We start from the raw sequence: 24,432 nt of genomic DNA on the forward strand, positions 1-24,432 counted from the left end.
CCATCGCTGGCAATGACACCGAAACGACATGACCCCTTCATCGGGGCATTAGGTGATCAGGCGTCGGCCGCCTTGCTTTCGGGCGTGGGCTTCACGGCGTAGAACCCCCACGTCAAACCAAAGGCTGCCGCCACAATGGAGCCAACCAGCACACCGGACTTCGCAGCCGCTAGCAGCGCGGGATCGTCGAAGGCAAGCATGGCAATGAAAATGGACATGGTGAACCCGATGCCCGCCAAAAGGCCGATGAGAATGACACCACGCCACGTTACTCCTTGGGGTAGCCGACACCATCCTAGCTTTACCAGAATCCAAGCCACGCCCAGTATGCCTGCCGGTTTTCCCATGGCCAGAGCTACGGCAACCCCGAATAGCACTGCGAGCTGCGTCGCGGAGCTAAGTCGACACCGTCCAAGCTGATGCCAGCATTTGCCAACGCAAACAAGGGCATTACGCCATAGGCGACCCAAGGATGGAGCGCGGTTTGCACGCGCACCACGGGCGGTTGCAATTCGCGATGGGCGAGAAGCAGTTCCTTCCTGGATTGGTTTAGTTCTTCAATGCCAGCGTGTGGATCTTCGTCGCGTTGTTGCAGATCGGCGGCGACCCGGGAAAGAATATCTTTAGGACGTTCGCGGGTGGGTGTCGGCCGCACGGGCGTCATGAGGCCCAGCGCGACGCCAGCCAGAGTAGGATGGACGCCGGCAAAAAGCAGCCCTGCCCACACCACGGCCCCGGGTACCGCATACGGGAGGGCGACGCTGATGCCCGCGCGCTGCATGATTGCGGCGACCATCAGGCCGCCGGCGGCAATCGCGAAACCGGCGGGCTGCAGGCTGGCGGAATAAAACAGAGCGATGATCAGAACGGCGATGATATCGTCGATGATGGCCAGCGCCAGTAGGAAGACCCGCACGTTTGAGGGGATGGCGCGCCCCAGTAAGGCAAGAATGCCAACCGCGAAGGCAATATCGGTGGCGGTTGGCACCGCCCAACCGTCTCTGCCGGGCGTCACGCTATTCAGACTGACGTAAATCATGGCGGGTACCGCCACGCCCCCGAGCGCGGAAGCCAAGGGCAGCGCCGCCTGTTGAAGCTGGCTCAACGCACCTTCGTGAATTTCCCTTCGTATCTCCATCCCGACGATTAGGAAGAAGATTGTCATGACCCCGTCATTGATCCAGAAATGCAACGACCGGGCAAATTGATAGGACCCGATTCCGAAAGCTACCGGCGTGTGCCACAAGGCCTCGTAACTGTGTGAGTCTGTAAGATTGGCCCAAAGGAGGGCGGCTGCGGCCGCAAGCAGCAGCACGATACCGCTGACGGCTTCGACGTGAAAAAACCGGTCCAGAGTTGTTAGAGCCTGCTGGGCAAGACGTTGCGTCCGCGGGATATCTCGATAGTCGGGGTGTCGCATCATGATCGTGGTCGTTCCGCGTGGCGGCCCGACCGACGCAAATAACCTGCCCGCTACCTGACGCAAACGGACACCCCGTCGCAGATTATAGGGGCAAGCGGCACGGGTCAACCTCCCAGACTCTGCGATGGACCTTCGCCCAATGGACACAGCTTTTCCGGGTGAGTTGAAATGAATGGGCTGCTTATATCGGAGCAGCCAATTTGTAGCGAATCGCGCGCGATTCAGGGGAGGCAGACATGGGATCGCTTCTTTATGGTTCCGGGTTGTTTGGCGCCATTGCCTTGTCTGTCGGACTGTTTGTCAGCGTCTTGACCGCGCTGGAGGTCGGACGGTTAGTGTGGCAGTGGCAGGTCAATGCTACCGGCACGGACCTGAATGTGCAGATCAAGAACTGAATATTACGAATTCCACTTCGTTGAGCCGCCCGTGCCGGATCACAAACAAACCGGAAACCGCGACTCGCCGAGGGCTGTTCAACCATGACCCCTCCTGGCTCAGGCTCTTTTAAGTTGCATCTTCATTCAGCCGATGCGCCGGAAGTATTGGCGATTGCTAAGTCTGCTGTCGATACCGAATTGAGAGCGCCTATGAGCTCCAAGGTCGCGTTCCGTTGACGTCGGAGAACCACGAGCGCGCTGCACATGCTTTGCATGGCATATTTGGCGTGGGAGGCTTCTCCGCCCTGTGATTCAACGAACTGCACATAGCGCCGCAGAGTCTCGATTTTGCGCGAGACTTCGACGATGCAGCGCTCAGACTCGGGCACGTTGCGGAATATTGAGGGTGCCAACACGACGCTCGTCCACTTTTTCTCACAGTAGGTAGACCCGGGGGCAGGCCGGGATCGCAGCCGCCACGACCGAATTAGACGTTGAAAAAAGAGCCCGCCAGAGGCGAGCAAGGAAAAGGTCGGGAGGGCATCGACGCACGGTGGATGTACGACTACCTTATGAGAGGAGCCGTTTCTTCGCTGTAGGATTTTGTCCGAAAGATGCGAAATGCAGTTAAGGTGTCGTATTCGCCCCAGGAGAACCTGGGTCTCCAATGCTCGTGATGGCGAAAGCAGCTTCGGCAGCGACAGTCCGTACAAGAGAAGACCGGAGAAAACCCATGCGTTCGGCCGTCAGTCCATTCGTCCCTCTGTCTACACAAAGCCAGCCCGGCGACGTCCAGATCGAAAACCCGGACATCAGTCTCCTGGATCGCTATCGTTGCATTTTGAACAGTGCAGTGGAGACAGCCATCATCACCCTCGACGAAGAGGGGCGCGTCACAGGGTGGAGCGAAGGCGCCCATCACTTGCTTGGATGGACCGAAGCGGAGATGTTGGGACAATCGCTAAGCCGCATTATTCCTGACGACGAAGGCGGAGAAGCAATCCTTCGGACGGAAATCTCGCGGGCTTTGGAAGGGGGCAGCGGTGGCGCAGAGGGATGGCGAGTCACAAAAAGTGGCACGCGGATTTGGGCGGTCGGGGAGATGAAGCCTCTTGCCTACGGGCGTGCGGACGCCGGACTGGTTAAGGTGCTTCGCGACCGAACGGCACAGCGAGAGACTGAGGCTACACTGCGGGAGAGGACGCGCGCCCTGGAGATTCTCAATCGCGCGGGCACGACTTTGGCTAAGGAGACCGATCTTCATGCCGTCCTTCAGACCGTCACCGATGCAGGAGTGGAACTCAGCGGCGCCCAGTTTGGTGCGTTCTTCTACAACATGGTGGATGCGACGGGTGAGAGCTATACGCTCTACACAATTTCGGGGGCGCCGCGCGAGCGCTTTACCAAATTTCCGATGCCCCGAAACACGGCTGTGTTCGCCCCGACCTTCTCCGGAACAGGCATCGTTCGTTCTGCCGACATTACGCAGGATCCGCGCTATGGTCACAACGTACCGTATGCTGGGATGCCGGAAGGCCATCTTCCCGTTCGAAGCTATCTGGCAGTTCCTGTTTTGTCGCGATCCGGGGGCGTCCTGGGCGGCCTATTTTTCGGCCACGCCACACCGGGTGTTTTTACCGAAGCGTCTGAATTGAGTTTGAGCGGTCTGGCGGGCGAGGCGGCGGTTGCCATCGACAATGTCCGTCTGTACGAAAGTACACAGCGGGAGATCGAGGAGCGTCGTCAAGCGGAAGCCGCCCTGCGGGAACTGAACCTTGGCCTCGAGGAGCAGGTTCGGCTGCGCACCGAGGAGCTGGTTAAGAACGCCGAGACGTTGCGACAAGCCCAGAAAATGGAAGCAGTCGGCCAGCTAACGGGGGGTATCGCACATGATTTCAACAATCTTTTGCAAGTGATCGTCGGAAATCTCGATTTGTTGACGCGAACCTTGCCCGAAGAGATGCCCCGGCAGCGCCGGGCGGCGTCGCTCGCAATGACCGGCGCGCGACGTGCCGCCGCGCTGACGCAGAAGCTTCTTGCCTTTGCCCGGCGGCAGCCACTCGATCCGAAGCCGCTGAATATCAATTTGGCTGTCCAAGGCGTACAGGAACTGTTTCATCGAACGCTTGGAGAGAACGTGCAATTGCACACTGCGCTCGCAACGGACCTCTGGCGGACTGAGGCCGATCCGAACGAATTGGAAGCCGCCTTGCTCAATCTCGCGGTAAACGCGCGCGATGCGATGCCTGATGGCGGGATATTAACCATCGAGACCTCCAACGAGACGCTGGACGAAGCTTACGTGTCGCGCCTTGTGGATGTCGAGGCAGGGCAATATGTGGCGGTCACCGTGACCGACACCGGTATGGGAATGGATGCTGCCACTTTGTCGCGCGCGTTTGAGCCGTTCTTCACAACGAAAGGGGAGGGAAAAGGCACTGGTTTGGGTCTGAGCCAGGTATATGGCTTTGCGAAGCAATCAAAAGGTCACGTCAAGCTATATTCTGAGCCTGGCCATGGGACCTCGGTCCGGATTTTTCTGCCGCGATTGGGCGAGCACAGCGATCTGGCTTACGCCGACTTGACGCTTCCCACCGTGCACTCGAAGCGGCATGAGTGCGTGCTTGTCGTAGAGGACGATCCAGACGTTCGCACTTACACGGTCACTGCGCTGAAGGAGCTTGGCTATCAGGTACTCGAAGCCGGCAGTGGCCCCGCCGCGCTGGCCATACTGGAGGCAAACGAGATTGATCTCATCTTTACCGATGTGGTCCTTCCCGGTGGAATGACCGGCGTCGAAGTCGTCACGCGCGCCCAAACACTACGCCCGGCCATCAAAGCGCTCTTTACGACCGGATATGGACGCAATGCCATCATGCACGGCGGTCGGCTGGACCGCGGGGTGCGGCTACTGGCAAAACCATTTTCGTTCGACGATCTCGCAGCAAAGGTCCGGGAAACCTTTGATAGCAGAGGGCCCTAGGCGCAACGCCACGCCGCTACTGAAGGACTTTGCCGATCCAGTCAGAGACTACGGCCTCGTCGGAAAGCCGGGAGGATTGTGAAGTGGAGTGGCTCTAACCAGTTTCCGCATCTTGCTGCGGACGGCGAGCGCCCTGTCGACTGTGAGCACGATGTGCTCATCAATATCGTTGCGCCGGATCTGCTCCATGCATCGTCTCACCGCCTCCATCGCCTCTAGCCAATCCCGAGTAGCGGCTTCCATATTCGGGTCCAACACCGAGCCTCCGAATCATAACGAACTGATATTAATAGAACGAAGCATCTGTCCTTCGCGTTGACGCTCAAATGATCAGTACTGCTGACGCAGAATGTCTTGTGGGCACGCAGCCAAGCGGACCTCGGAACCGTCAACGAAAGATCGAAGCACTTATTCACTTACTTCAGTGCCGAAGTGACGGACGGTTGCACCTGACTCGACGCGATAGAGTATGCCCTGCACGCGAGCACAATCGCACAATCACGCGACGGCCAACCTTTTTCGCTCCGACTGCGGGGGGCGCTAGCTGTTGGTTGGATAGCGGGGGACGCCTGCAGAAACTATCCTAAAGGAAAGTTTGCGTAGTGTTGCAGACTGCTCCTTTCGCTCCCTCCCCGTGGCTCTGGTCGCTCTGTGCCACGACCGGCGATTCTCCGAATCGCGGGTCCTTCTTGTTTTCACCGGCGCCCGACGCCGTCCCTGTGGCGCCAAACTAGGGATCGTCCGACGGGTCTCGGCACGCTACAGCAGGGCTCCTGGCAACGCTAGGGCGTAGCAGCACCGTTCCGCAGACGACTTTAGTCGCGAGCCGTCATTTCACAACAGATCGAATCACGGTACATGCCATTTTTTGGGTGGCGGGTACTTCGCTTTTCGACGCAATGTGACGGGGATCGTCGGGTAACGAAAAAGCGCCCACCCTGTTGCCCCATCTTCAGTGTAGAAAGAAACGGAGTTGGCAGTTGAGTTATCAGAAAACATAACAACTGCGTGCCAACGCCCATTGATATTAGAAATGAAAATTCGTTTTGCTTTCATTTCCTGCCGCCAAACAAGCTTAAGGTGCATCCGCGCCGGCCTCATTCCTGCGCGACAATCGCCTATTTATGCGACTGGTCGTCCCTATATCGGCCCACGGGGGTTCAATATTCCACGCCGACAATAGTGGGTCGCCCCAATGCGCTTCTCTCTGCAAGATGGGTCGTGTGCCGAGCGCGGACAAAATATTCTCCTTCGTAGGCGAGCTTGGATCAAGTGCGTGCGGAGGAAGGAGCCGGTGAGCTGGGCGGCCCATCCACAGGCAAGGCGCGATTCTTCACACTCGTAAAGGAAAAGTGCAAAGTTGCGACGCCGTGCTCCGGACAGCGCGCAGGTCTGGTGTATGTAATTCCCAATCTATCGGCGCAGCGCACGAGCTCCGCAAGAGAATCGATCTCCAGCTTGCCCATGATGTTGGCGCGATGGACTTTCACGGTTTTTTCGACAATTCCGAGGATGTTGGCGACCTCCTTATTTCGAAGGCCCGTCGTCACCATGGCCATGACCTCTCTTTCACGAGGAGTCAACCGTTGCATCTTTGTGTCAAGCGCCGCCTTGACATCGCGTTCGATTCCTCTTTGGACTGCCAATTCGAGTGCGCTGCGCACCGCCATGACGAGTCGGTGCTCGTCAACTGGCTTTTCAAGAAGATCCACGGCGCCAGCCATCATCGTCTCAACGGTTTGTTTCACGTCCGCGTGGCCAGTGAGCATGATGAAGGGCACGTGCGGTGGCAGCCGCTTCAACAGTTCATGGCCGGTGATACCTGGCAGGATCAGATCGGCTACCACGCATGTAGGGCCATAAACGGTATCGAGGGCTGTTCGACACTCTTCGGCCGAACCGAAGCTCTTTGTGGCAAAGCACTTTGCCTGCAGCAGCCGGCCTAAAGCCTTTCTGGCGCTTACATCATCATCAACAAGAAACACAGTCCCGATCATCGCGCTCACCCTCTTAGGAATTGGGGTTGACCGTTGTCCACATTACCTAGCGCTGCCTGCCTCGACAACCGGCATCCCGGCTCACGCGAAAAGTTTCATCACGACGAGCGAAATCATCTAACTCATAGGAACTGAAGGTAGATATGTTGATCCGCGGAAACGGGTGGGGCAACGCGGGCAGGCCAGGAAAGCGAGATGCTAGACCGCATTCTGGAACTGCTTGGCTTTTGTGCTCAATGGGCCGCTGCCACAACTAAGGAACAGCGACGATGAACGGTCTAAGGTGATAACTGCCGTTCGACTCCCAAGAGAGGCTGTGATGGCCGTTCTTCGCCCGCCCTCCCCTGCGTGATTTCGGATCGAAACCGGTGCTGGTCTGTGTTGAGTGTGCGGCTGGCTCCACTGGGACGGGTCAGCGTCCGCCGTTGCCGTCTCGGCCCGTTGATAACTTCCTTGGTGTTTGTGCTGTGGCATGTTGACCCATCAAAACGCGGCTAACGCAGCTGAGGTATTGCGAAGCCGAAATTTCTGCGCTGAAATTGCAGCTCGGCCACGTTCCGCGACTTGGTCGAAACCATTGTGCCCCGACGTCCCGCCCGGTTCGTTGGGGCTTTTCTTTGGCTCTTTGCCGCTTTCGAAGTTGGGGGGCGTCTACACAGCGTCAGGGCCTGAGGATTGGCAATGCGGGGAGGAGGATTTGCCCTTTCATCGAGCTCTGCCACGAGTGCAGGGGTGCGCTCAATGATCGCCTCCACGGTTTCAATTGCGGAAAACGGTCTCGCTGGAGCGTTACGAGTGGCCACGCTGCGTGATCTTCAAATCGGGAAATGCTATGCGATTGCTAGGCTGGCGCACCCATGGCCAAAAGCAGCCAGCGAGGCGCACCAGACGGGCATTCACGTGTTGCGTTGCTGTTTCGCCAGACGAAGCACTGCCGCAACAATTTCCTTGGGCGAGCAAGGCTTTTCAAAGACAACGTCGAACAAATCAGGATGGCTGCGCCCGATTTTTGCCTGTGCCGCAGTTAAGAGAACGATTGGAATCTTGGAGATTACGTGCGAAGGGTCGGCGCGAACAGCGCGTGCGAGGTCAAATCCTGTCATGATCGGCATCATGAAATCAGTGACTATGACATCCGGCTGTATGTCCGAGATTAGCCGCAATCCGACCTCGCCGTCCGCTGCAGTTCGAACCTCCAGTCCCTCGGCCGTGAGCACGAATGCCAGGGCGTCGGCATTCATGGTCTCGTCGTCGATGACCACTACAGTAGCCATGATACTCAGGCCCCGGAGGGCGCTTGGACACTTGGGGATGCGATGCTAGCGTCTTTGTCGACCGTATCGCCTGGGATGATCAAGCGGTTCGCAACCTGCAAGCCCCCGGGGCCAATGACGACATCGTGGAAGGCAGTATCAAAGGCGCTGTCGCGCATTTTCACCACGCCAATAAACCGCCTCAGTTCGCCGTGCATGCCTGCCTGTCGCAACAAAACAAGGTTGTCCATCAAGCTGGTGAATTCAGGAAGGGGGTCTGTACCGGCAAGCCCGTTAAGGTCTCGCATCTCCAGCGTCGCGACGGACGACACACCCATGGCGCGCAATTCGTTCGTCAGGGCCGTATAGAATTCGCTCAGCCGCCCTGGATAAACCGCCGCCCGTTCGAATCCGGTCATACCGTCAATGAACAGGCGATGCACGCGTCGCTGGCGAACCGTATCGAGAAGCTGATGACCGAGAGAGTCGAGCAGGTTTTCGGTCATCGGGTTCCAAAGGATAATGAGCGCACCGGCGCGTTCCAGTGCCTCCAGATCAATCCCGAGTGCTCGGCCTTTGGCTTTCAGTCGTTGTGGCGATTCATAGAAGCCAAAGTAGAGCGCGGGCTTCTCGGGCGTCGCGAGACTTAGGAAGTTCAGCCCGAAGGTCGTTTTGCCGCTGCCGGCAGGGCCCATCAGGAGGGTGACGGCCGCAGGGGGCAGGCCGCCTCCGATCAACTGTTCCAGGCCGTGTACGCCTGTTGCAATGCGCTCGTCGCGCAGCCATTCCTCGCTCGACGGCGTACCAAGAAGTGCCTCCAGCCGGGGATACACGTCAATGCCGGTCTCCGAAATCCGGTACTGATGCAAGCCACCCAGGGCGGCACTGCCTCGAGACTTGGAAATGCGCAACTGACGGACCGTGCGGATACCTACTAGTTCTTCCTTGAGCTGTATGACCCCGTCGACCATGGTGTGCTCTGGGCTGACATCGTCGATTGAGGCGCTGGTCAGGAATAGCACCGTGCAGCCAGTGAAAGCGGTATGACTCTGCAGCTCGGCCACGAATGTCTTGACGTCAAGCGCGGACTCCGCCTTGTCTTTTGCGATCAGCAGTCCATCGAGCACTAGGGTCGTGCAGTGATGCCGTGCAAGCTCGTTGCGCAATGCGTTGACCAGTGCGGCGAGCCCTTCCTCACGTAGTACCTTGAACAGGCTGATATAGAACAGATCCCGCCCGACTGCAGACGGATCGTAGAAGTCGAACATCGAGAGGGCTTGAAAGAGCCGGTCGTGCGACTCGGCAAGGAGGGTCACATATAGCGCCCGGCCGCCATCGCGGATCTGGTTGAATGCGATCTGGTTGGCCAGGATGGTCTTTCCGGCACCAGGGCTGCCTTGAACGATATAGGCGGCGCCTTTCACCAGGCCACCGCAGAGGATCGTGTCCAGGCCGGGAACGCCGCTTTGTACGCGGACAAGCTCTTTTGTCATAGCCAATTCAATGTCAGGACAGATGGCGATGTGGCCCGACCCGGGATGGGGGGGAATTCAGCCTCTGCGCGCTTCGGATCACGTGAATTTTAGACGACTCTGTGTGCCGAAAGTACTCGGGATGCAGTCAATGAGAACCACATCTTCAAAAATCTGGCGTGGCGACGGCGCTGATGGCCTTGCGTGCGCCCGGGCGCGACAGGTGGGAAGGGTCGTGTACAGCCACTGGCCCACGCCCGGCCTTGCTCACCACCGTCTTCGAAAGTCTCCCCCATTGCAATTAGGTTTCGCGACTCACTGCGGAAGCCAAAGAGGGCTGTCCCAAGCCTTCAACTCGTCAAGAAAAGCTCTTAGCTTCGACGGCATAAAGCGGCGCGTCGGATAAACGGCGTGCACCGATATCTCCGGTGATGACCAGTTGGGCAAGATGCGCACAAGCTCGCCGCTGGCGATCTGCGCATCGGCATATCCGGAAGGAAGGAGCGCGATACCATGCCCGCGACGTACAAATGCGTTCACGATGTGAAAGTCACGTGCGGCGACAGGGCCGGTCACCCGGATCTTTGCCGACTTTCGGCCGCTCATCAAGTGCCAGTCCGTCTCATTGTTCCGAGCATTGATCAGAACGCATGGATGCTCGCGGAGGTCTTCTGGCCGAGCGGGGAGGGTATGAGTCCGCGCGTACTCCGGCGACGCAACCAAGTACCGCACGCTTCTTCCTACGCGTTGCGCGACCAGGCTGGAGTCTTGCAAATCGCCGAAGCGAATGGCGACGTCCACGTTCTCCGCGATCAGGTCCACGAACAGGTTGGTGAAGTACAGGTCCACTTGGATGCCTGGATACTTGTTCAAGAATGCCGATAGAAATGTATAGAAGGGCTCATATTCCAGCATTACCGGACCCGATACTCGGAGCAGCCCTTCCGGTTTGCGCTGCGTCTCGGTAATCGCGTGCTCCGCGTCGAAAAGGTGACTCAACGGCTCACTGCACTGGTCGTAGTAAGCGCGCCCCTGCGTCGTCAGGCTGAGTTTGCGCGTCGTACGTTGCAAGAGCGTCACGCCGAGGCGTTGTTCCAGGGCGCTAACCTTCCGGCTCACCGTCGAGACCGGCATGCCCAGCGCTTGCGCTGCGCGGCTAAAGCTATCGAGCTGCACCACACGCACGAAGACGGCGATGTCGTTCAGATCCGTAAGTTCGGTCATGGCGACTTTTGCATACGTGGAAAAGAGATTACAGATATTCTACTCTAATCAAAGATCGCTCCGTGGCCGAGACTTGTCTCCAAGCAGTTCAACCTCCCTTGGAGAACAGTCATGTCAAGCAAAGTCGTCCTCATCACCGGTGCATCGAGTGGAATCGGAGAAGCCACCGCAAGGCTGCTGGCCTCGCAAGGCGCAACCGTCGCACTGGCCGCGCGTCGCATAGACGAGCTCAAGCAAATCGCTGCCGATATTCAGGCAAAAGGCGGCAAGGCGTCCGCGCACCACGTCGATGTCACCGACCAGGCGCAGGTCGATCGCCTGGTCAGCAATGTCGTCGCCCAGCACGGCCGTCTGGATGTGATGGTGAACAACGCCGGGCTGATGGCCATCGCGCCTCTGACGCTTCGGAAGACCGAAGAATGGGACCGCATGATCGACATCAACATCAAAGGGCTTCTCTACGGCGTTGCTGCGGCGCTCCCGGTCTTTGAACAGCAGCAATTCGGTCATTTTGTGAATATCGCGTCGGTTGTCGGGCTGAAAGTCTTCAGCCCGGGCGGTACGGTGTATTCGGGCACCAAGTTCGCGGTCCGCGCCATTTCCGAAGGACTGCGGCACGAGGTCGGCGGCAACATTCGCACCACCGTCATCTCACCTGGGGCGATCGACACCGATCTCAAGTTCGGCTCCGGTGACAAAGACAGCCGAGATTTCGTCGTCGATTTCTACAAGATGGCCATTCCGGCCGATGCGATTGCCCAGGCTATCGCATATGCCATCGCCCAGCCTGCGTCCGTCGACGTGAATGAGATCGTGATCCGTCCCACGGTGCAGGATTTCTAAGAAGCAGGCGGCCGGTATCGCGCCGCCGCCTCTGGAAAAGTCTCCACGCGCCGGCCTTTGCGGTTGGCGCCCCCCCCCGATTAATCATGCGGTGCAGCCACCAGCCAGGCCGGGACCGCGCGCGAGGACAGAGATCATGAAACTTCCGGTTCCCCTGTTGGCCGCAGCCGCCTTTGCTATACTCACCAATGAATTCAATATCATCGGCGTCATTCCGCTGATCGCGCAGGATCTTGACGTGCCGGTGCCACAGGTCGGGTTGCTGGTCACTGCCTTCGCTTTCACCGTGGCGATAACGGGCCCCTTCCTGACGCTCGCATTGCGACGGGTCGAGCGGCGACAGCTCTTCACCGGCGTCCTCGCGGTCACCGCCGTCGGTGCGGCCATCGCAGCGATGGCACCGAACTATGGGGTACTGGCGGCCGGACGGATCGCTTCGGCCCTGGCGCTGCCCGTGTTCTGGAGCATGGCTACATCGACAGCGGCCCGGATATCCGAGCCAGGCAACGCCGGACGCGCCATCTCCACAGTATTCGCCGGCGTGTCCATCGCGAGCGTCATCGGATCGCCTATCACCACGATATTGGCCGACGCGTTTGGATGGCGGATGGCATTTGCCGCCGGCGCCGCACTCTGCGCCACCATGGCGCTCCTGATGTGGAAGTTCTTTCCCCGCATGGAGGCGCTGCCCGAGGACACCCCCCATGCGTCTTTCAGGTCGCTGATCCAACCCAAAATCGTGAGCCATCTGGCGATGTCTTTTCTCGCCTTGACGGCCATGTTTACGTCCTACACCTACCTCGCCGACCTACTGACGCGGGTCGGGCATTTCAGCAGTACCTCGACCGGCTGGATCCTGATGGGGTTCGGCGTTGCGGGCATCGTTGGCAATGAAATAGCGGGCCGGTTCGTGGATGAGAATCCTCTACGGGCGGCAGTTGCCGCCGTTGTCATCGCCGGACCCGCCATGGCCGCTTTTCCCTACCTACTAGATAGCCATCTCGCCGCTATGGCGGCGCTCGCGGTCTGGGGAGCCGCACACGCGGCCGGGTTCGTGACCAACCACGTGCGGACGATTCGTGCAGTGCCTCCTGAGCTACAAGACGTGACGGCATCGCTCAGCGTTTCCATCTTCAACGCCGGAATCGGTATGGGTGCGGTCGTTGGCGGCAACGTCATCGGCGCGCTGGGCCTGCGCGAGATCGGTGTTGCTGGCGCATTGATCGGTGGCCTGGCGTTGGGTGTCGCGACGGTGATCGCCCTCGCCGCCAGAAGTCCCCGCATCATCCCGGATCGGGCGGGTGCGGTGTTGGGACGCCAGCAATGCTGAGCCCGTTCATCGAATTTCACCCCCACTCAGGAGCAACTCATGACTACCCATACGAAAGAGCAGTTCAAGCGCGTCTGGTTCATTACCGGTGCAACGCGCGGTCTTGGCGCGCTGATGGCGAAGGCAGCCCTTGCCGATGGCAACGCGGTAGTTGCCACGGGTCGAAATGCCTCCGCAATCGTCGAGCGGCTGGGCGAATCGCCTGCGCTGCTGGCGGTTCCCCTCGACGTGACGGACGAAGCCCAAGTCAACGCCGCCGTCGATGCCGCCATCGACAGGTTCGGTCGCATCGACGTACTGATCAACAATGCGGGGTTCGGTCTGCTTGCTGCCATCGAAGAATCGAGCGACGCCGACATCCGCCGTATCTATGAAACCAACGTTTTCGGTTTGCTAGGCGTGATACGAGCGGTGCTTCCCACGATGCGCAAGCAGCGTTCGGGCCACGTCATCAACCTGTCGTCGATCGTGGGTTATCAGGCGTCAGCGGGCGTGGGCGTGTATAGCTCGACGAAGTTCGCGGTCGAGGGCATTACGGAAGCGCTGCACGCGGAACTGAAGCCGCTGGGCATCCATGCAACAATGATCGAGCCAGGATTCTTCCGCACGGATTTCCTTGACACATCGTCGCTTGTGGTCGGCACGGACGTCATCGACGACTACGCCGAGAGCTCGGGCAAGCTGCGCGAGCTTGCCGTTGTCATCAATCACAACCAGCCCGGCGATCCAGAGCGGTTGGCAACTGCTGTCGTCGCGCTGGTCGACGCGGAAACACCGCCGTTGCGCTTGCCGCTCGGGACCGATACGCTGCAAGCTATCGCCGAGAAAAACGCGTATGTGGCCACGGAAACGGAAATATGGAAGATGCTGTCAGCCTCGACAGACTTCCCGGCGGAATAGGCCGCCGTCCCGGATTACCCGCTGATTGACCGACTGACGCTCGACCCCCCAACCCGAATCGGAGCACCACTGTAGTACACCGTCATGAAAAAGATCGGATTTCTCTCTTTCGGCCATTGGGGCCGAAGCCCAAGCTCTCGCACAAGAACCGCTGCAGACGTGTTGCTGCAGTCGATCGATTTGGCTGTCGCCGCCGAGGAACTGGGCGCGGATGGGGCATTCTTCCGCGTCCATCATTTTGCGCAGCAGTTGGCCTCGCCATTCCCGCTGCTTGCGGCAGTCGGCGCGAGAACCACACGCATCGAGATCGGCACGGGGGTCATCGACATGCGTTACGAAAACCCTCTGTACATGGCGGAGGAAGCCGGTGCGGTTGATTTGATTTCCGGCGGCCGGCTGCAGCTTGGCATCAGCCGAGGCTCCGGTGAGCAGGTCGTGGACGGGTGGCGCTATTTCGGCTACGCGCCTGCCGAAGGCGAAAGCCACGCCGATCTGGCACGGCAGCATACAGAGGTGTTCTACGAAGTCCTGCAAGGCAAGGGTTTTGCGCAGCCCAATCCACGTCCGATGTTCGCTAACCCGCCCGGCCTGCTACGCGTGGAGCCGCATTCCGATGGGCTCAGGTACCGCATCTGGTGGGGTTCGGGCTCTAATGCGACCGCGCAATGGGCCGCCAGAATGGGTATGAACCTGCAGACCTCGACGCTGAAGAACGACGAATCCGGCCGTCCGCTCCATATCCAGCAAGCCGAGCAGATTCGCGCTTACCGTGCCGCATGGAAAGAGGCAGGTCATACCCGGGAGCCGCGGGTCTCGGTTACCCGTAGCATCTTCCCCTTGGTCAACGAGCAGGACCGGGCCTATTTCGGCCGTGGCACGCAGACCGCGGATACCTTCGGCTTCCTCGAGGATGACGTGCAGAAGATTTTTGGGCGGAATTACGCTGCAGAACCTGACGTACTCATCGACATGTTGGCAAAGGATGAGGCCATCGCCGCGGCGGATACGCTACTGCTGACGATCCCGAACCAGCTCGGCGTGGAATATTGCGCCCACGTCATTGAGACCGTTCTGCAGCAGGTGTCTCCCGGTCTCGGGTGGCGTTGAAGGGCGCTTCTGCATCTGTGGCCGGCACCTCTTATCGCCGCTCGGTTATGCCAGTCGATGTTTGATCGATGATGCCTCGGAATCGACAGAAGCCTTTCGGAGTGGTTCAAAAGCAACACGGAGCCTGCAGGCCGCAACGCTTCCAAGCCACGTAAACGCATCTTTCGATCCGTAAAATGCGAAAATCCGGTCCCGAGGGACCAGTCGCCTATGCCGTTGCGGCTTTTCGCCGACGCCGCTGAGGTTCGCACGGGCGCCCGCACATTAAAACAATGAAAGCGCGGACATAGCCAGCAAGCAGACGGCTGCCGCGCGTAAAAAGGGTCGCCGGCTTGGCCGGTTAAAAATCTGCATGACAAGACATTCGAGTCTCTCCGCCGGTGAACAGCCGTGCCTGCGCGCCATTGCCGGCGCCGTCGCCCTCTTCACGATGTCCGTTGCCGCGTCGCTGGCACAAGCCTCTGGCGGGAACGGCGGTGCCGGGGGCTACACTGCCTTCCTACCAGGTGGGTGGGGCGGCTACCTCGCGGGCCAGGCTGGGCAGAGCGGTCTTACGGTGTTCGATGGCGACGGGACTGGTGGCGGCGGTGGCGCTCGCAACGGGGCCGGTGGCTCGGGTGGCATCAGTTCGTCTCAGACAACGCCGCTGGGGCTGGCCGGCACAGCAGGTACCGCGCCAGGCCAGTTCGGCGGCAATGGTGGCGACGGGCAATTCGACTATGCCTGGTTCACAGGGGGCGGTGGCGGCGGCGGCGGAGGTGGGGCAGATGGCATGGTCAGGGCTGCCGTGCCGACTACCATCTCCACCGCAGTGTTCGGCGGCAACGGCGGCCGGGGCGGCAACGGTGGAAGCGATGCGACCGACCCGCAAGCGGGCTACCAGGGCGGCGGCGGCGGTGGCGGCGAAGGCGGATACGGCCTGATCCACGCGGGTAGCGCCGATATCCTTGTGAAGGCGGGCGGCGCGGTGTACGGCGGCTCGGGTGGCAGCGGCGGGAATGGCGGCGCGTCAAAACCGATGCCCGGCTTCTCGGGCGCCGGCAACGGCGGCGACGGCGGTGTCGGCATATTGGTGAGCAGTGCGGCCACCGTACATATCGAAGCAAATGCCGTGGTGGCGGGCGGCAACGGCGGGGCCGGGGGCAACGGCGGCGACGGCGTCTACGATCTCTATGGCAGCCTGGGAGGAAAGGGCGGGGTGGGGGGCAGCGGCATGGAGCTGGCCAGCGGGTCCACGCTGCTAAACGAGGGCATGATCATGGGTGGCGCGGGAGGCGCCGGTGGCTCGGGCGGCATGAACATGGATGGTTCGCGGGCAGCAAACGGCGCCGTAGGCGCCGGCGGCGTGGGCGTGCTCGGCAGCAACCTGACCATCGTCAACAAGGGGACCATCGTAGCAGGTGGCCCCGGCTTGGCGGCTGTCCAGTTCACGGGCGGCACGAACCGCTTCGAGTTCTGGACCAACAGCGTGGTGGGGAGAATCGAAGCCTACGGCACGGATGACACGTTTGTGCTGGCTGGCGACACCGGCGCTGCCACATTGACTGGCGGTATCGGCAACGCCGGCCTTTATCGTGGCTTCGAGCATTTCCAGAAGATCGGTGCCTCGGTCTGGACCCTCGCCGGTACCAATACCGATATCACAAGCTGGCAAATCCTGAGCGGTACGCTTGCGATTGCCTCGGACGCCAACCTTGGCGCGCCAGCCGGCACACTTGGGTTGAACGGCGGCACGCTGCAGACTACCGCAGCCATGACCACGGCGCGTGCAACGACGCTCGGGGCTGGGGGCGGTACGTTCGAGGTGACGAACGGCACGCTCACGCACAACGGTGTCATCGATGGCCCCGGCAGCCTGACCAAGACGGGGAGCGCCACGCTCGACCTGAACGCCGTCAATACCTATTCCGGTGGCACGCTGGTTAGTGCTGGCACGCTGAGCGCCAACGTCAATGGGGCGCTGGGCACTGGCGGGGTCAGTGTCGATGGCGGCACGCTTCGTCTTTATGGGAATTTTGATCTCGGTGCCCGGCAGGTGGTCAATCGTTCCGGCTACATCCAACTCTTTGGCGCAGGCACCCTCGGCAATGCGCAGGTGACGAACCTCGGCGGGTTCACATACCTGCTCGGCAGCAGCACGGCGGCCAATGCGACGATCATCAACAACGGCGGCGTGATGTCGTTTCAGGAGGGCAGCACCGGCGGTAACAGCCAGGTGACGACCCGCAGTGGCAGCTACACCGAGTTCTGGGGCTGGAGTACCGCTGACAACGCCTCGCTGGTGACGGAGTCTGGGGGCTGGGTCGATTTCTCGGGCACGTCAGGTCCGGCGTTCGACCACCGGATTACCGCCGGCGCCATCGCCGGGGCGGGCCGCTTCCAGCTTGGCCAGAACCTCCTGACCGTTGGAGGCAACAACACGTCCACCACCGTGAGCGGCACGATCGAGGACGGCGGGGCCGGTGGCGGCAGCGGCGGGGGACTGGTCAAGATCGGCGCTGGCACGCTGACGCTGAGCGGCGCGAATACCTATACCGGGGCGACGACGGTGAACGCGGGCACGCTGGCCGTGAACGGCAGTGTGGCAGGGGCGGTCACGGTGAACAACGGCGGCACGCTGAGCGGCGCTGGCAGCGTCGGCAGTACCGTGATTGCATCGGGCGGCACGCTGGCACCGGGCAATTCCATCGGCACGCTGACGGTCAACGGCAACTTGACGCTGGCGTCGGGTTCGACCTATCGAGTGGAAGCCGACCCGGCATCGTCGGCCAGCGACCGCGTTGCGGTGAGCGGTACAGCCACACTGGGCGGTGCGGTGGTCCATGTCGGCCCCGACGGCAACTTCGCGTCCACGCGCCGCTATAGCATCCTTACCGCCGGCACGGTGCAGGGCCGCTTTGCATCGGTGAGCTCGAACTACGCGTTCCTCGACCCGACGCTGACCTATGGCGCCAATGAAGTCACCCTGGCACTCACGCGCAAGGTGGTGACGGACCCCGTGCCGCCCGTCTCGCCGCCCGTCTCGCCGCTAGTTCCGGGCGCAGGTGGTGGCGCTGGCGGGGGCACCCCGCGTGCGATGCGCTTTGCCGATGCCGCAGTCACCGGCAACCAGCGTGCCGTGGCTAACGCACTGGAGACCCTGACGGACAGCAACCCGGTGCACGAAGCCGTGGTGACGTTGCCCGAGGGCGCGCCGCCGGCCGTCTTCGACAGCCTTTCCGGGGAGGCCCACGCCAGCGTGTCCACGGGTCTGATGACCCTGGCGGGTGGGGCGCGGGCGCTGCCGCTGGCGCATTTGAATGACAGCCTGTCCGCCGGCATGCTGCCCGGCGCGCCCATCGCCCAGCTTGGCGGCCTCCTGCCGGCTGCGGCACTGCCCATTTCCGCCGCCCAGCCGCTGTGGGTGGAAGTGCTTGGCAACTGGCAGAACTTTCATGGGAGCGCGGATGCAGCGCGCGTGCGCCAGCAGACTGGCGGCTTCTATCTGGGTGGCGACGGTGCGGTGGGGCAAGGCTGGCGCATCGGCGGCGCGTTCGGCTACGCCAACAGTACGCTGCGAGTGAGCGAACGGTCGTCGCGCGCCATCACCGATTCATTCAGCGCCACGCTCTACGGCGGCCGCGCATTCGCGCTTGGCGGCGGCAAGCTCAAATGGCTGTTCGGTACCGCCTATAGCTGGCACGACGCCGACACGGATCGGCAGGCCAGCCTCGGCGGAAGTACGGTGCAGTCCCTAACCGCCAGCTATCGCGCCAGCACGGCGCAAGTCTTCACGGAAGCCGGCTTCGCCATGCCTCTATCGGCGACCATCCAGCTCGAACCGTACGGGGGCGTGGCGTGGAGCGACACACGCACGCGCAGCTTCGCGGAGACGGGCGGCTCGGCTGCCCTGCACAGCCCTGGCGATAGCAACACGTTGACCACCACAACGCTCGGCCTGCGTACCAGCGCCCGCGTCCAGTTTGGCGGCACTGACGCGGCGTTCTACGTCGGAGCCGGCTGGCGCCATGCGTTTGGCGACGTACGCCCGGCTACCACGCTGGCTTTCGACGGCAGCCAGCCTTTCACGGTGACGGGTGCACCGATTGCGCAGAACGCGGCGCTGGCCGAACTGCGCGCCGACTTCGCCATTTCGCCCATGGCCACGCTTGGCTTGCGCTATACCGGCCAGTTCGGTGGCGGCAACCAGGACCATACCGGCACGTTGGGATTGCGGTGGAGGTTCTAGCGTTGAGGGCGAGCGAGGAGGGCGGTTCGGCCGCTCCGGAAGGCGGCCTCTGCATGGCACCATCCGCAGGGGCATGCTCGGAGTTCCTGGCCGGTAGCAGCCCCCACCTTGCGATATCAATAAGGTGCAATTGCAGATCGTAAGGCGTGCTGCGGCGGGGGCGACTTCTACGGATGGTTGTCCTTGATTGCGACACGTTTGGGTCGTCTGTAACGCGGCCTTGCCTCTGCGGAAACACTCCTTACGGATTGTCACGAGTCAGCAGTCAACTGAGCGTGAAGCTGCCCCGTTTTTTGGCTAAGCGCGGCACAACGCAGCGCCTAAACCTCTCAGAAGGATTGTCGATCATGAAGAAGCTGTTCGCTGCCATTGCCGCTTTCGCCATCACTGGCGCCGCTTTTGCTCAGGGTGCTACCCCGGCCGCCGCCACGGCCGCTCCGGCAGCTACGGCGCCAGCCGCGAAAGCACCTGCCGCTACCGCGACCCACAAGCACGCCACCAAGCACGCCAAGACAACCAAGGTGAGCGCCGAGAAGCCTGCTGCGCCGGCCAAGGCCGAGAAGGCTACGGTCAAGGCAGAAAACGCCGCGCCCGCAGCCGCCGTCAAGAAGCAGTAATCGCGACAGTAGGTCTGCGAGTTGACGCCACAGGCGGGCCCGCAAAGAAGACAGCCGACGATGTCGGCTGTTTTCTTTGGAGCAGACCGTAGGCGCTTTAGGCGGCGAGTGCCGCCGAACATAGCGGGCGGTAGTCGGTTGCCGACCATTGCCGCGCTCTGCCGGTACGACGCTGCCAGGGATTTGCCGGTCGCGTCGAAGACCTCGGGATTCGTGCCGGAGGTGGCAATGAACCGGTTGCCGAGGATCTGAAAGAAATAGATGTCGTCCAGCGGAAAGTTGGATCGGAGCACCTGTTCTTCCCCGTTGGCGAGCTTCCGCAAGACGAACTCGCCGCGGCCATTGACATACGCGGCGAGCGAACCATCGTCGGAAGATGCCACCTGGGATCTCGCGGTAAGGGGCCGACAAAAATCCCGGCTTCGTCCGAAGCCAATCGCTGACGGGCTCCTTGCTCGATGCGCGAACGCTGGAATGCCATAGCGCAGAGGCCGTGCTCATTCCGCTTGATCATCAGTGCGAGGATCTGAGCCTGGCCGTGCGGTTTTAGATAGTCCGTATAAAACTCGGAACGCAGCAGCTCCTGCCTTGGCAACGCTTCGTCGCTGTCCAGCCAGTTGCCTGCGTCTTGTCGCATGGCTACGTGCGCCAGCATGTCGAGCCGGTGATAGTGCGTCGAATAGGCGGTGACCGTCGCCTGGGACAGGCCGACCACGCCCTCAAGCTGCAGATTGAGCGCCGACTGATATAGCCAGCGACCGTCATCCAACCCTCGTTTGTCCGCGGAGATTTATATACTGAAGGGTTGCCTTCTTCACAGCCTGGCGTCGGTTCCCGACGCCCGATCGGCAATGAGGTAGCTGTTATTCATGGCCTTTGGATGACGCTGGCTATCAGCTTCCTTGCCGCCTGTTTAGCTTTCACGCGTAGTTGGACATGCTCGTTCAGGTTGTGCGTCCAAGCGAGGCCGCTTTCTTCGCCGAGCGTCTTCACCAGTTTGAGAACCTTTAACCGTGTGCAATGGTCCAGGAAGTTGCGGAGGACGGCAGGGCGAAGGCTTGGCATTGTGACGGTGATGTTCTTGACCTCCTCGAGGGTTTGTCCCTTCCCTACATCGCTGACGAGTTCCAGGAAGGCGCGTTCTGGCACGGAGACGAGAACAGATGGATTTTCTTCTGATGTTGGCTTGAGGCCTTGGTCGTAGGGGAGCGAATTGTCGAACAGATTGGTCGTTTGGTACGTGTAGGTGAGGTACTTGCCGACCCATTCCGGAAACCGGTATGAACTCTGACCCCAGAGCATGACGTTCTCGCCGAATGCAATGTTGTGGGGGGCGCCATGCCAATCCAGAGCGGTTTTTCCCCCGACGTGAAGACCTTTGATCCGACGACTCAAGAACGCCAGTATTCCGTCACGGGTGGGTTTGTCGCCTCGAAGCAAGTAGGCGCTCCTCCCAAGCTGTTCGAGCCACGCTTCGCTGACCATATGGCTAAGGGAGCGCTCAGACACGCCAATCTCGCGGAGCATCTGTGTGTCCATCGGCTGGCCACGTGGCGCTTGCGCCATAAGATTGTGGAGTGGCTTGTTGCGCATTTTTGCCATGTGTGGGTTTTGGATGCAGGAGGCCCCGCCGAATTGTATGTTTTTGCATTAAATTTGCAAATAGCATTTATCCGAGGCTCCGAAACGCCTTGTGCGTCATTATAGGCATCATTTGATGCTATAATTTATGCTCATACTAGGGGTTCTCATGCGTACCACCATTGCGCTCGATGATGATTTATTGGCCAAGGCCCAAGCCTACACAGGATTGGAGGAGAAGACCGCGCTTGTGCGCGAAGCGCTAAAGGCCCTGATCCAGCGTGAAGCTGCCAAGCGACTGGCGAACCTTGGCGGGAGCCAGCCGGGCATCGAAGGGGTACCACGTCGTCGGCAGGACATCGAATGATTCTTGTCGACACTTCGGTTTGGATCGACCACCTGAACGCTTCTGATTCGATGCTCATTAGCCTCTTAACTGAGGAGCGTGTTCTTATTCATCCATATGTAATAGGCGAGATTTCGCTCGGTAGCCTGCGGAACCGAGGCGCGGTGCTTGGCGCACTGCAGGATTTGCCGCGAGCGCCGGTCGCAACCCATGAAGAGGTCTTCTATTTGATCGAACGCGAGAACTTGTTCAATCGTGGGATCGGATACGTCGACACATCGCTCTTGGCTGCCGCGCGATTGCAGCCGGGTATCACCATCTGGACTCGCGACAAGCGACTAAAGAAAGTTGTCGATGAACTCAATCTCGGCGCAGTCCTTTCGCACTAACCTTGTGCGGTCGGGTTGGCTACACGACGCAAGAGCTTGCCGCGGTATTCGTCAGTTGTACACGACAGGGGCAATGTCCCAGTTGGATGCAACGATGACAATCACGACGGTACCCGCAGACGAGGTAGGCCCCGCTCATCGAAAGTACCACTAGGCCCTTTCCGACGGTCGCCGGATTGCGTATGGCTACACTCGGCGGGAGGCGCTGGACATGCTTCTCGCTGTGGCTGCTGAGCAAGGTTGGGGCGTGTATCTGCCCCTGTCCGCCGCCGCGCCATAGTCTTCGCGATCCATCATAGGTGCGCCCGTTCCTCTACGGCACATGACAAATGTCGCGTTGCGTGATGCCTTTGCGAGCGATATAGCCCTGCAAGGCCATCATTAACGCCGAACGCATTTTCATCGTCGCGGCCTGTGCTGGGTGTGTTCCATCGGTCCTACACGCTGGCGACTTTCTGTACAGCTATTGCAGATCTCCTTGTAGTCTGCCTTGGCGATGTCCATAGCGTTGAGCGATTTACAAGGCACTTTCGTCGTTGCAAAAGGCTCGGCGGTCTCTAGAATGAAGTGCAACACCCTGATGTTAGGGTGTTGGGATGGGACAAAGCTACAGTCAACTGGGTATCGAAGAGCGTAACTGGATTCATCGCCTACTAAACGAGGGGTGCAGCCTGCGTCAGATCGCGAGAGTGGTGGGGCGAAGTCCGTCGACTGTCTCACGCGAGGTTGCCCGGGCCGGAAGTCATCGTTCCTACGATGCTGCGAGCGCGCAGGGTATGGCGCTGAGAAGGCGTCGACGTGGGCCGCGCAAGCTGGCAGCAGGCACGGCGCTGCTGAAACTGGTGAGAGCATGGCTGCGCGTGGGCTATTCACCGCAACAGATTGCAGGCAGACTCCGGCGCATGTATGCCCACCAGCCGGAGTTCCATGTGTCCCACGAGACGATCTACTGCGTGATCTACGCCACGCCGCGCGGTGAGCTGCGCCGCGAGCTAATCGGCAGCCTGCGTAAGGCCCACAAGGAGCGTCGTTCACGGGGCGCGGGGAACGATCGCCGNCCGCGCAAGCTGGCAGCAGGCACGGCGCTGCTGAAACTGGTGAGAGCATGGCTGCGCGTGGGCTATTCACCGCAACAGATTGCAGGCAGACTCCGGCGCATGTATGCCCACCAGCCGGAGTTCCATGTGTCCCACGAGACGATCTACTGCGTGATCTACGCCACGCCGCGCGGTGAGCTGCGCCGCGAGCTAATCGGCAGCCTGCGTAAGGCCCACAAGGAGCGTCGTTCACGGGGCGCGGGGAACGATCGCCGAGGCAAGCTGCAGGATATGCGCTCGATCCACGAGCGGCCCGAGGAGGTGTTCGATCGGCTGGTGCCCGGACATTGGGAAGGCGACCTGATCAAGGGCGCGGGCAATCGCAGCGCGGTGGCGACGCTGGTGGAGCGCAAGACGCGCTTCGTGGTGCTGGCGAAGATGGACGGTTGCGGGGCCGAGGCAGCGCTGGAGGCTTTGACCAAGAAGTTTCGTCGTGTGCCGCTGGCGCTTCGCAAGAGCTTGACCTACGACCAGGGCAAAGAGATGGCGCATCACGCAGAACTGACCAGGCGGGTCAGTATCGAAGTGTTCTTTGCCGACCCGCACAGTCCGTGGCAGAGGCCAAGCAACGAGAACATGAACGGACTGGTTCGGGAGTATCTACCGAAAGGCGACGATCTATCGGTCTTCTCGCAGGGGTACTTGAACAGAGTCGCGAAGGCGCTGAACTATCGGCCTCGGGCGGTTCTCGACTTCGCCACTCCCGCCGAAGCCATGGCCGAAGAGATCAACAAATTACGAACTGGTGTTGCATCTCAGACTTGAAACCGCCAGGTCATTCTTCTCACGGTGCTGAGCCTCTGATTGGCTTGAATTTGGCGGCGACAAAAATTTTATAGAAAAATATATCGTTAGAAGTGCCGCCGTTGAATATACCGCCAATGTCGTCTTCTTCATGATGACCCTGATGTATTCGTTGCGTTATATGCTAGAACGGATGAGGTTTTGTTTGCCACCCNCTACGACCAGGGCAAAGAGATGGCGCATCACGCAGAACTGACCAGGCGGGTCAGTATCGAAGTGTTCTTTGCCGACCCGCACAGTCCGTGGCAGAGGCCAAGCAACGAGAACATGAACGGACTGGTTCGGGAGTATCTACCGAAAGGCGACGATCTATCGGTCTTCTCGCAGGGGTACTTGAACAGAGTCGCGAAGGCGCTGAACTATCGGCCTCGGGCGGTTCTCGACTTCGCCACTCCCGCCGAAGCCATGGCCGAAGAGATCAACAAATTACGAACTGGTGTTGCATCTCAGACTTGAAACCG

General features: G+C 60.4%; 17 protein-coding genes and 2 pseudogenes. 12 read left to right on the forward strand and 7 right to left on the reverse strand.

The genetic code is table 11. The features are described from left to right. Nucleotides 1-56 precede the first annotated feature (56 nt). Nucleotides 57-1,423, reverse strand: a pseudogene (nhaA, locus tag D9X30_RS16270) (Na+/H+ antiporter NhaA). Between the two features lie 236 nt (nt 1,424-1,659). On the opposite strand from nhaA, the gene D9X30_RS16275 reads away from it, so the two are divergent. Beyond that, entirely contained in the window at nt 1,660-1,818 is a 159-nt protein-coding gene (locus tag D9X30_RS16275) for a hypothetical protein (protein ID WP_153949742.1), read from the forward strand. Between the two features lie 715 nt (nt 1,819-2,533). After that, a complete protein-coding gene (locus tag D9X30_RS16280; protein WP_153949740.1) occupies nt 2,534-4,783 on the forward strand; it encodes an ATP-binding protein in 2,250 nt (749 codons plus the stop codon). Nucleotides 4,784-6,051: 1,268 nt separating this feature from the next. Here D9X30_RS16280 and D9X30_RS16285 read toward each other — a convergent pair. From D9X30_RS16285 to D9X30_RS16300, 4 genes are all read right to left on the reverse strand, one after another. Beyond that, the gene (locus D9X30_RS16285; RefSeq protein ID WP_153949738.1) at nt 6,052-6,780 is read right to left on the reverse strand and encodes a response regulator transcription factor; all 729 of its coding nucleotides are present in this window, start codon (nt 6,778-6,780) and stop codon (nt 6,052-6,054) included. 896 nt (nt 6,781-7,676) lie between these two features. Further along, a complete protein-coding gene (locus D9X30_RS16290; protein ID WP_153949736.1) occupies nt 7,677-8,054 on the reverse strand; it encodes a response regulator transcription factor in 378 nt (125 codons plus the stop codon). Nucleotides 8,055-8,059: 5 nt separating this feature from the next. Continuing rightward, nucleotides 8,060-9,526 carry an ATPase domain-containing protein gene (locus D9X30_RS16295; protein ID WP_153949734.1) on the reverse strand — a complete coding sequence of 489 codons (1,467 nt, stop codon included), beginning with the start codon at nt 9,524-9,526 and terminating at the stop codon, nt 8,060-8,062. Nucleotides 9,527-9,820: 294 nt separating this feature from the next. After that, nucleotides 9,821-10,729: a LysR family transcriptional regulator gene (locus D9X30_RS16300; RefSeq protein WP_153949732.1), complete on the reverse strand. Its 909-nt coding sequence runs from the start codon at nt 10,727-10,729 to the stop codon at nt 9,821-9,823. Nucleotides 10,730-10,840: 111 nt separating this feature from the next. Between D9X30_RS16300 and D9X30_RS16305 the strand changes: the two genes are divergently transcribed. The 6 genes from D9X30_RS16305 to D9X30_RS16330 all read left to right on the forward strand — a co-directional run bounded on the left by D9X30_RS16305 (nt 10,841) and on the right by D9X30_RS16330 (nt 19,754). Beyond that, nucleotides 10,841-11,572 (forward strand): SDR family oxidoreductase, encoded by a 732-nt coding sequence (locus D9X30_RS16305; protein WP_153949730.1) that lies wholly within the window; start codon nt 10,841-10,843, stop codon nt 11,570-11,572. Nucleotides 11,573-11,708: 136 nt separating this feature from the next. Next, the gene (locus D9X30_RS16310; RefSeq protein WP_153949728.1) at nt 11,709-12,902 is read left to right on the forward strand and encodes an MFS transporter; all 1,194 of its coding nucleotides are present in this window, start codon (nt 11,709-11,711) and stop codon (nt 12,900-12,902) included. Nucleotides 12,903-12,941: 39 nt separating this feature from the next. Continuing rightward, nucleotides 12,942-13,802 carry an oxidoreductase gene (locus D9X30_RS16315; RefSeq protein ID WP_153949726.1) on the forward strand — a complete coding sequence of 287 codons (861 nt, stop codon included), beginning with the start codon at nt 12,942-12,944 and terminating at the stop codon, nt 13,800-13,802. An 84-nt stretch (nt 13,803-13,886) separates the two neighbouring features. Beyond that, nucleotides 13,887-14,909, forward strand: coding sequence for an LLM class flavin-dependent oxidoreductase (locus D9X30_RS16320; RefSeq protein WP_153949724.1), 1,023 nt, complete (start codon nt 13,887-13,889; stop codon nt 14,907-14,909). A 352-nt stretch (nt 14,910-15,261) separates the two neighbouring features. Further along, nucleotides 15,262-19,137, forward strand: a complete 3,876-nt coding sequence (locus D9X30_RS16325) for an autotransporter outer membrane beta-barrel domain-containing protein (protein WP_153949722.1) — start codon at nt 15,262-15,264, stop codon at nt 19,135-19,137. 347 nt (nt 19,138-19,484) lie between these two features. Continuing rightward, on the forward strand, nt 19,485-19,754 hold the full coding sequence (locus D9X30_RS16330; RefSeq protein ID WP_153949720.1) for a hypothetical protein: 270 nt from the start codon (nt 19,485-19,487) through the stop codon (nt 19,752-19,754). Between the two features lie 97 nt (nt 19,755-19,851). On the opposite strand, the gene D9X30_RS16335 is transcribed toward D9X30_RS16330, so the two are convergent. Both D9X30_RS16335 and D9X30_RS16340 read right to left on the reverse strand, forming a co-directional pair. Beyond that, nucleotides 19,852-20,523: a hypothetical protein gene (locus D9X30_RS16335; RefSeq protein WP_153949718.1), complete on the reverse strand. Its 672-nt coding sequence runs from the start codon at nt 20,521-20,523 to the stop codon at nt 19,852-19,854. Nucleotides 20,524-20,621: 98 nt separating this feature from the next. Beyond that, nucleotides 20,622-21,356, reverse strand: coding sequence for a type IV toxin-antitoxin system AbiEi family antitoxin domain-containing protein (locus tag D9X30_RS16340; RefSeq protein WP_228771075.1), 735 nt, complete (start codon nt 21,354-21,356; stop codon nt 20,622-20,624). A 148-nt stretch (nt 21,357-21,504) separates the two neighbouring features. On the opposite strand from D9X30_RS16340, the gene D9X30_RS16345 reads away from it, so the two are divergent. The 4 genes and pseudogenes from D9X30_RS16345 to D9X30_RS16365 all read left to right on the forward strand — a co-directional run. After that, a complete protein-coding gene (locus D9X30_RS16345; RefSeq protein WP_061960214.1) occupies nt 21,505-21,702 on the forward strand; it encodes a type II toxin-antitoxin system VapB family antitoxin in 198 nt (65 codons plus the stop codon). Continuing rightward, nucleotides 21,699-22,070 carry a type II toxin-antitoxin system VapC family toxin gene (locus D9X30_RS16350; RefSeq protein ID WP_153949716.1) on the forward strand — a complete coding sequence of 124 codons (372 nt, stop codon included), beginning with the start codon at nt 21,699-21,701 and terminating at the stop codon, nt 22,068-22,070. The genes D9X30_RS16345 and D9X30_RS16350 overlap by 4 nt, the downstream gene beginning before the upstream one ends. A gap of 596 nt (nt 22,071-22,666) precedes the next feature. Further along, complete coding sequence (locus tag D9X30_RS29810) at nt 22,667-23,932, forward strand: IS30 family transposase (protein WP_349632232.1); 1,266 nt, start codon at nt 22,667-22,669, stop codon at nt 23,930-23,932. 195 nt (nt 23,933-24,127) lie between these two features. Next, a pseudogene (locus tag D9X30_RS16365) lies at nt 24,128-24,427 on the forward strand (IS30 family transposase); the annotation flags it as partial. Nucleotides 24,428-24,432: the final 5 nt, after the last annotated feature.

The sequence above is a fragment of the Cupriavidus sp. U2 genome (genome assembly GCF_009663685.2).
In the GTDB taxonomy this organism is placed as follows: domain Bacteria; phylum Pseudomonadota; class Gammaproteobacteria; order Burkholderiales; family Burkholderiaceae; genus Cupriavidus; species Cupriavidus necator_C.

Excerpts from the sequence above, each read along its gene's own strand:
- D9X30_RS16295 (WP_153949734.1), bottom strand. The coding sequence starts at position 9,526 with ATGACAAAAGAGCTTGTCCGCGTACAAAGCGGCGTTCCCGGCCTGGAC.
- D9X30_RS16330 (WP_153949720.1), top strand. The coding sequence starts at position 19,485 with ATGAAGAAGCTGTTCGCTGCCATTGCCGCTTTCGCCATCACTGGCGCC.
- D9X30_RS16345 (WP_061960214.1), top strand. The coding sequence starts at position 21,505 with ATGCGTACCACCATTGCGCTCGATGATGATTTATTGGCCAAGGCCCAA.
- D9X30_RS16290 (WP_153949736.1), bottom strand. The coding sequence starts at position 8,054 with ATGGCTACTGTAGTGGTCATCGACGACGAGACCATGAATGCCGACGCC.
- D9X30_RS16300 (WP_153949732.1), bottom strand. The coding sequence starts at position 10,729 with ATGACCGAACTTACGGATCTGAACGACATCGCCGTCTTCGTGCGTGTG.
- D9X30_RS16280 (WP_153949740.1), top strand. The coding sequence starts at position 2,534 with ATGCGTTCGGCCGTCAGTCCATTCGTCCCTCTGTCTACACAAAGCCAG.
- D9X30_RS16310 (WP_153949728.1), top strand. The coding sequence starts at position 11,709 with ATGAAACTTCCGGTTCCCCTGTTGGCCGCAGCCGCCTTTGCTATACTC.
- D9X30_RS16305 (WP_153949730.1), top strand. The coding sequence starts at position 10,841 with ATGTCAAGCAAAGTCGTCCTCATCACCGGTGCATCGAGTGGAATCGGA.
- D9X30_RS16325 (WP_153949722.1), top strand. The coding sequence starts at position 15,262 with ATGACAAGACATTCGAGTCTCTCCGCCGGTGAACAGCCGTGCCTGCGC.
- D9X30_RS16275 (WP_153949742.1), top strand. The coding sequence starts at position 1,660 with ATGGGATCGCTTCTTTATGGTTCCGGGTTGTTTGGCGCCATTGCCTTG.
- D9X30_RS16285 (WP_153949738.1), bottom strand. The coding sequence starts at position 6,780 with ATGATCGGGACTGTGTTTCTTGTTGATGATGATGTAAGCGCCAGAAAG.
- D9X30_RS16340 (WP_228771075.1), bottom strand. The coding sequence starts at position 21,356 with ATGGCAAAAATGCGCAACAAGCCACTCCACAATCTTATGGCGCAAGCG.
- D9X30_RS16320 (WP_153949724.1), top strand. The coding sequence starts at position 13,887 with ATGAAAAAGATCGGATTTCTCTCTTTCGGCCATTGGGGCCGAAGCCCA.
- D9X30_RS16350 (WP_153949716.1), top strand. The coding sequence starts at position 21,699 with ATGATTCTTGTCGACACTTCGGTTTGGATCGACCACCTGAACGCTTCT.
- D9X30_RS16315 (WP_153949726.1), top strand. The coding sequence starts at position 12,942 with ATGACTACCCATACGAAAGAGCAGTTCAAGCGCGTCTGGTTCATTACC.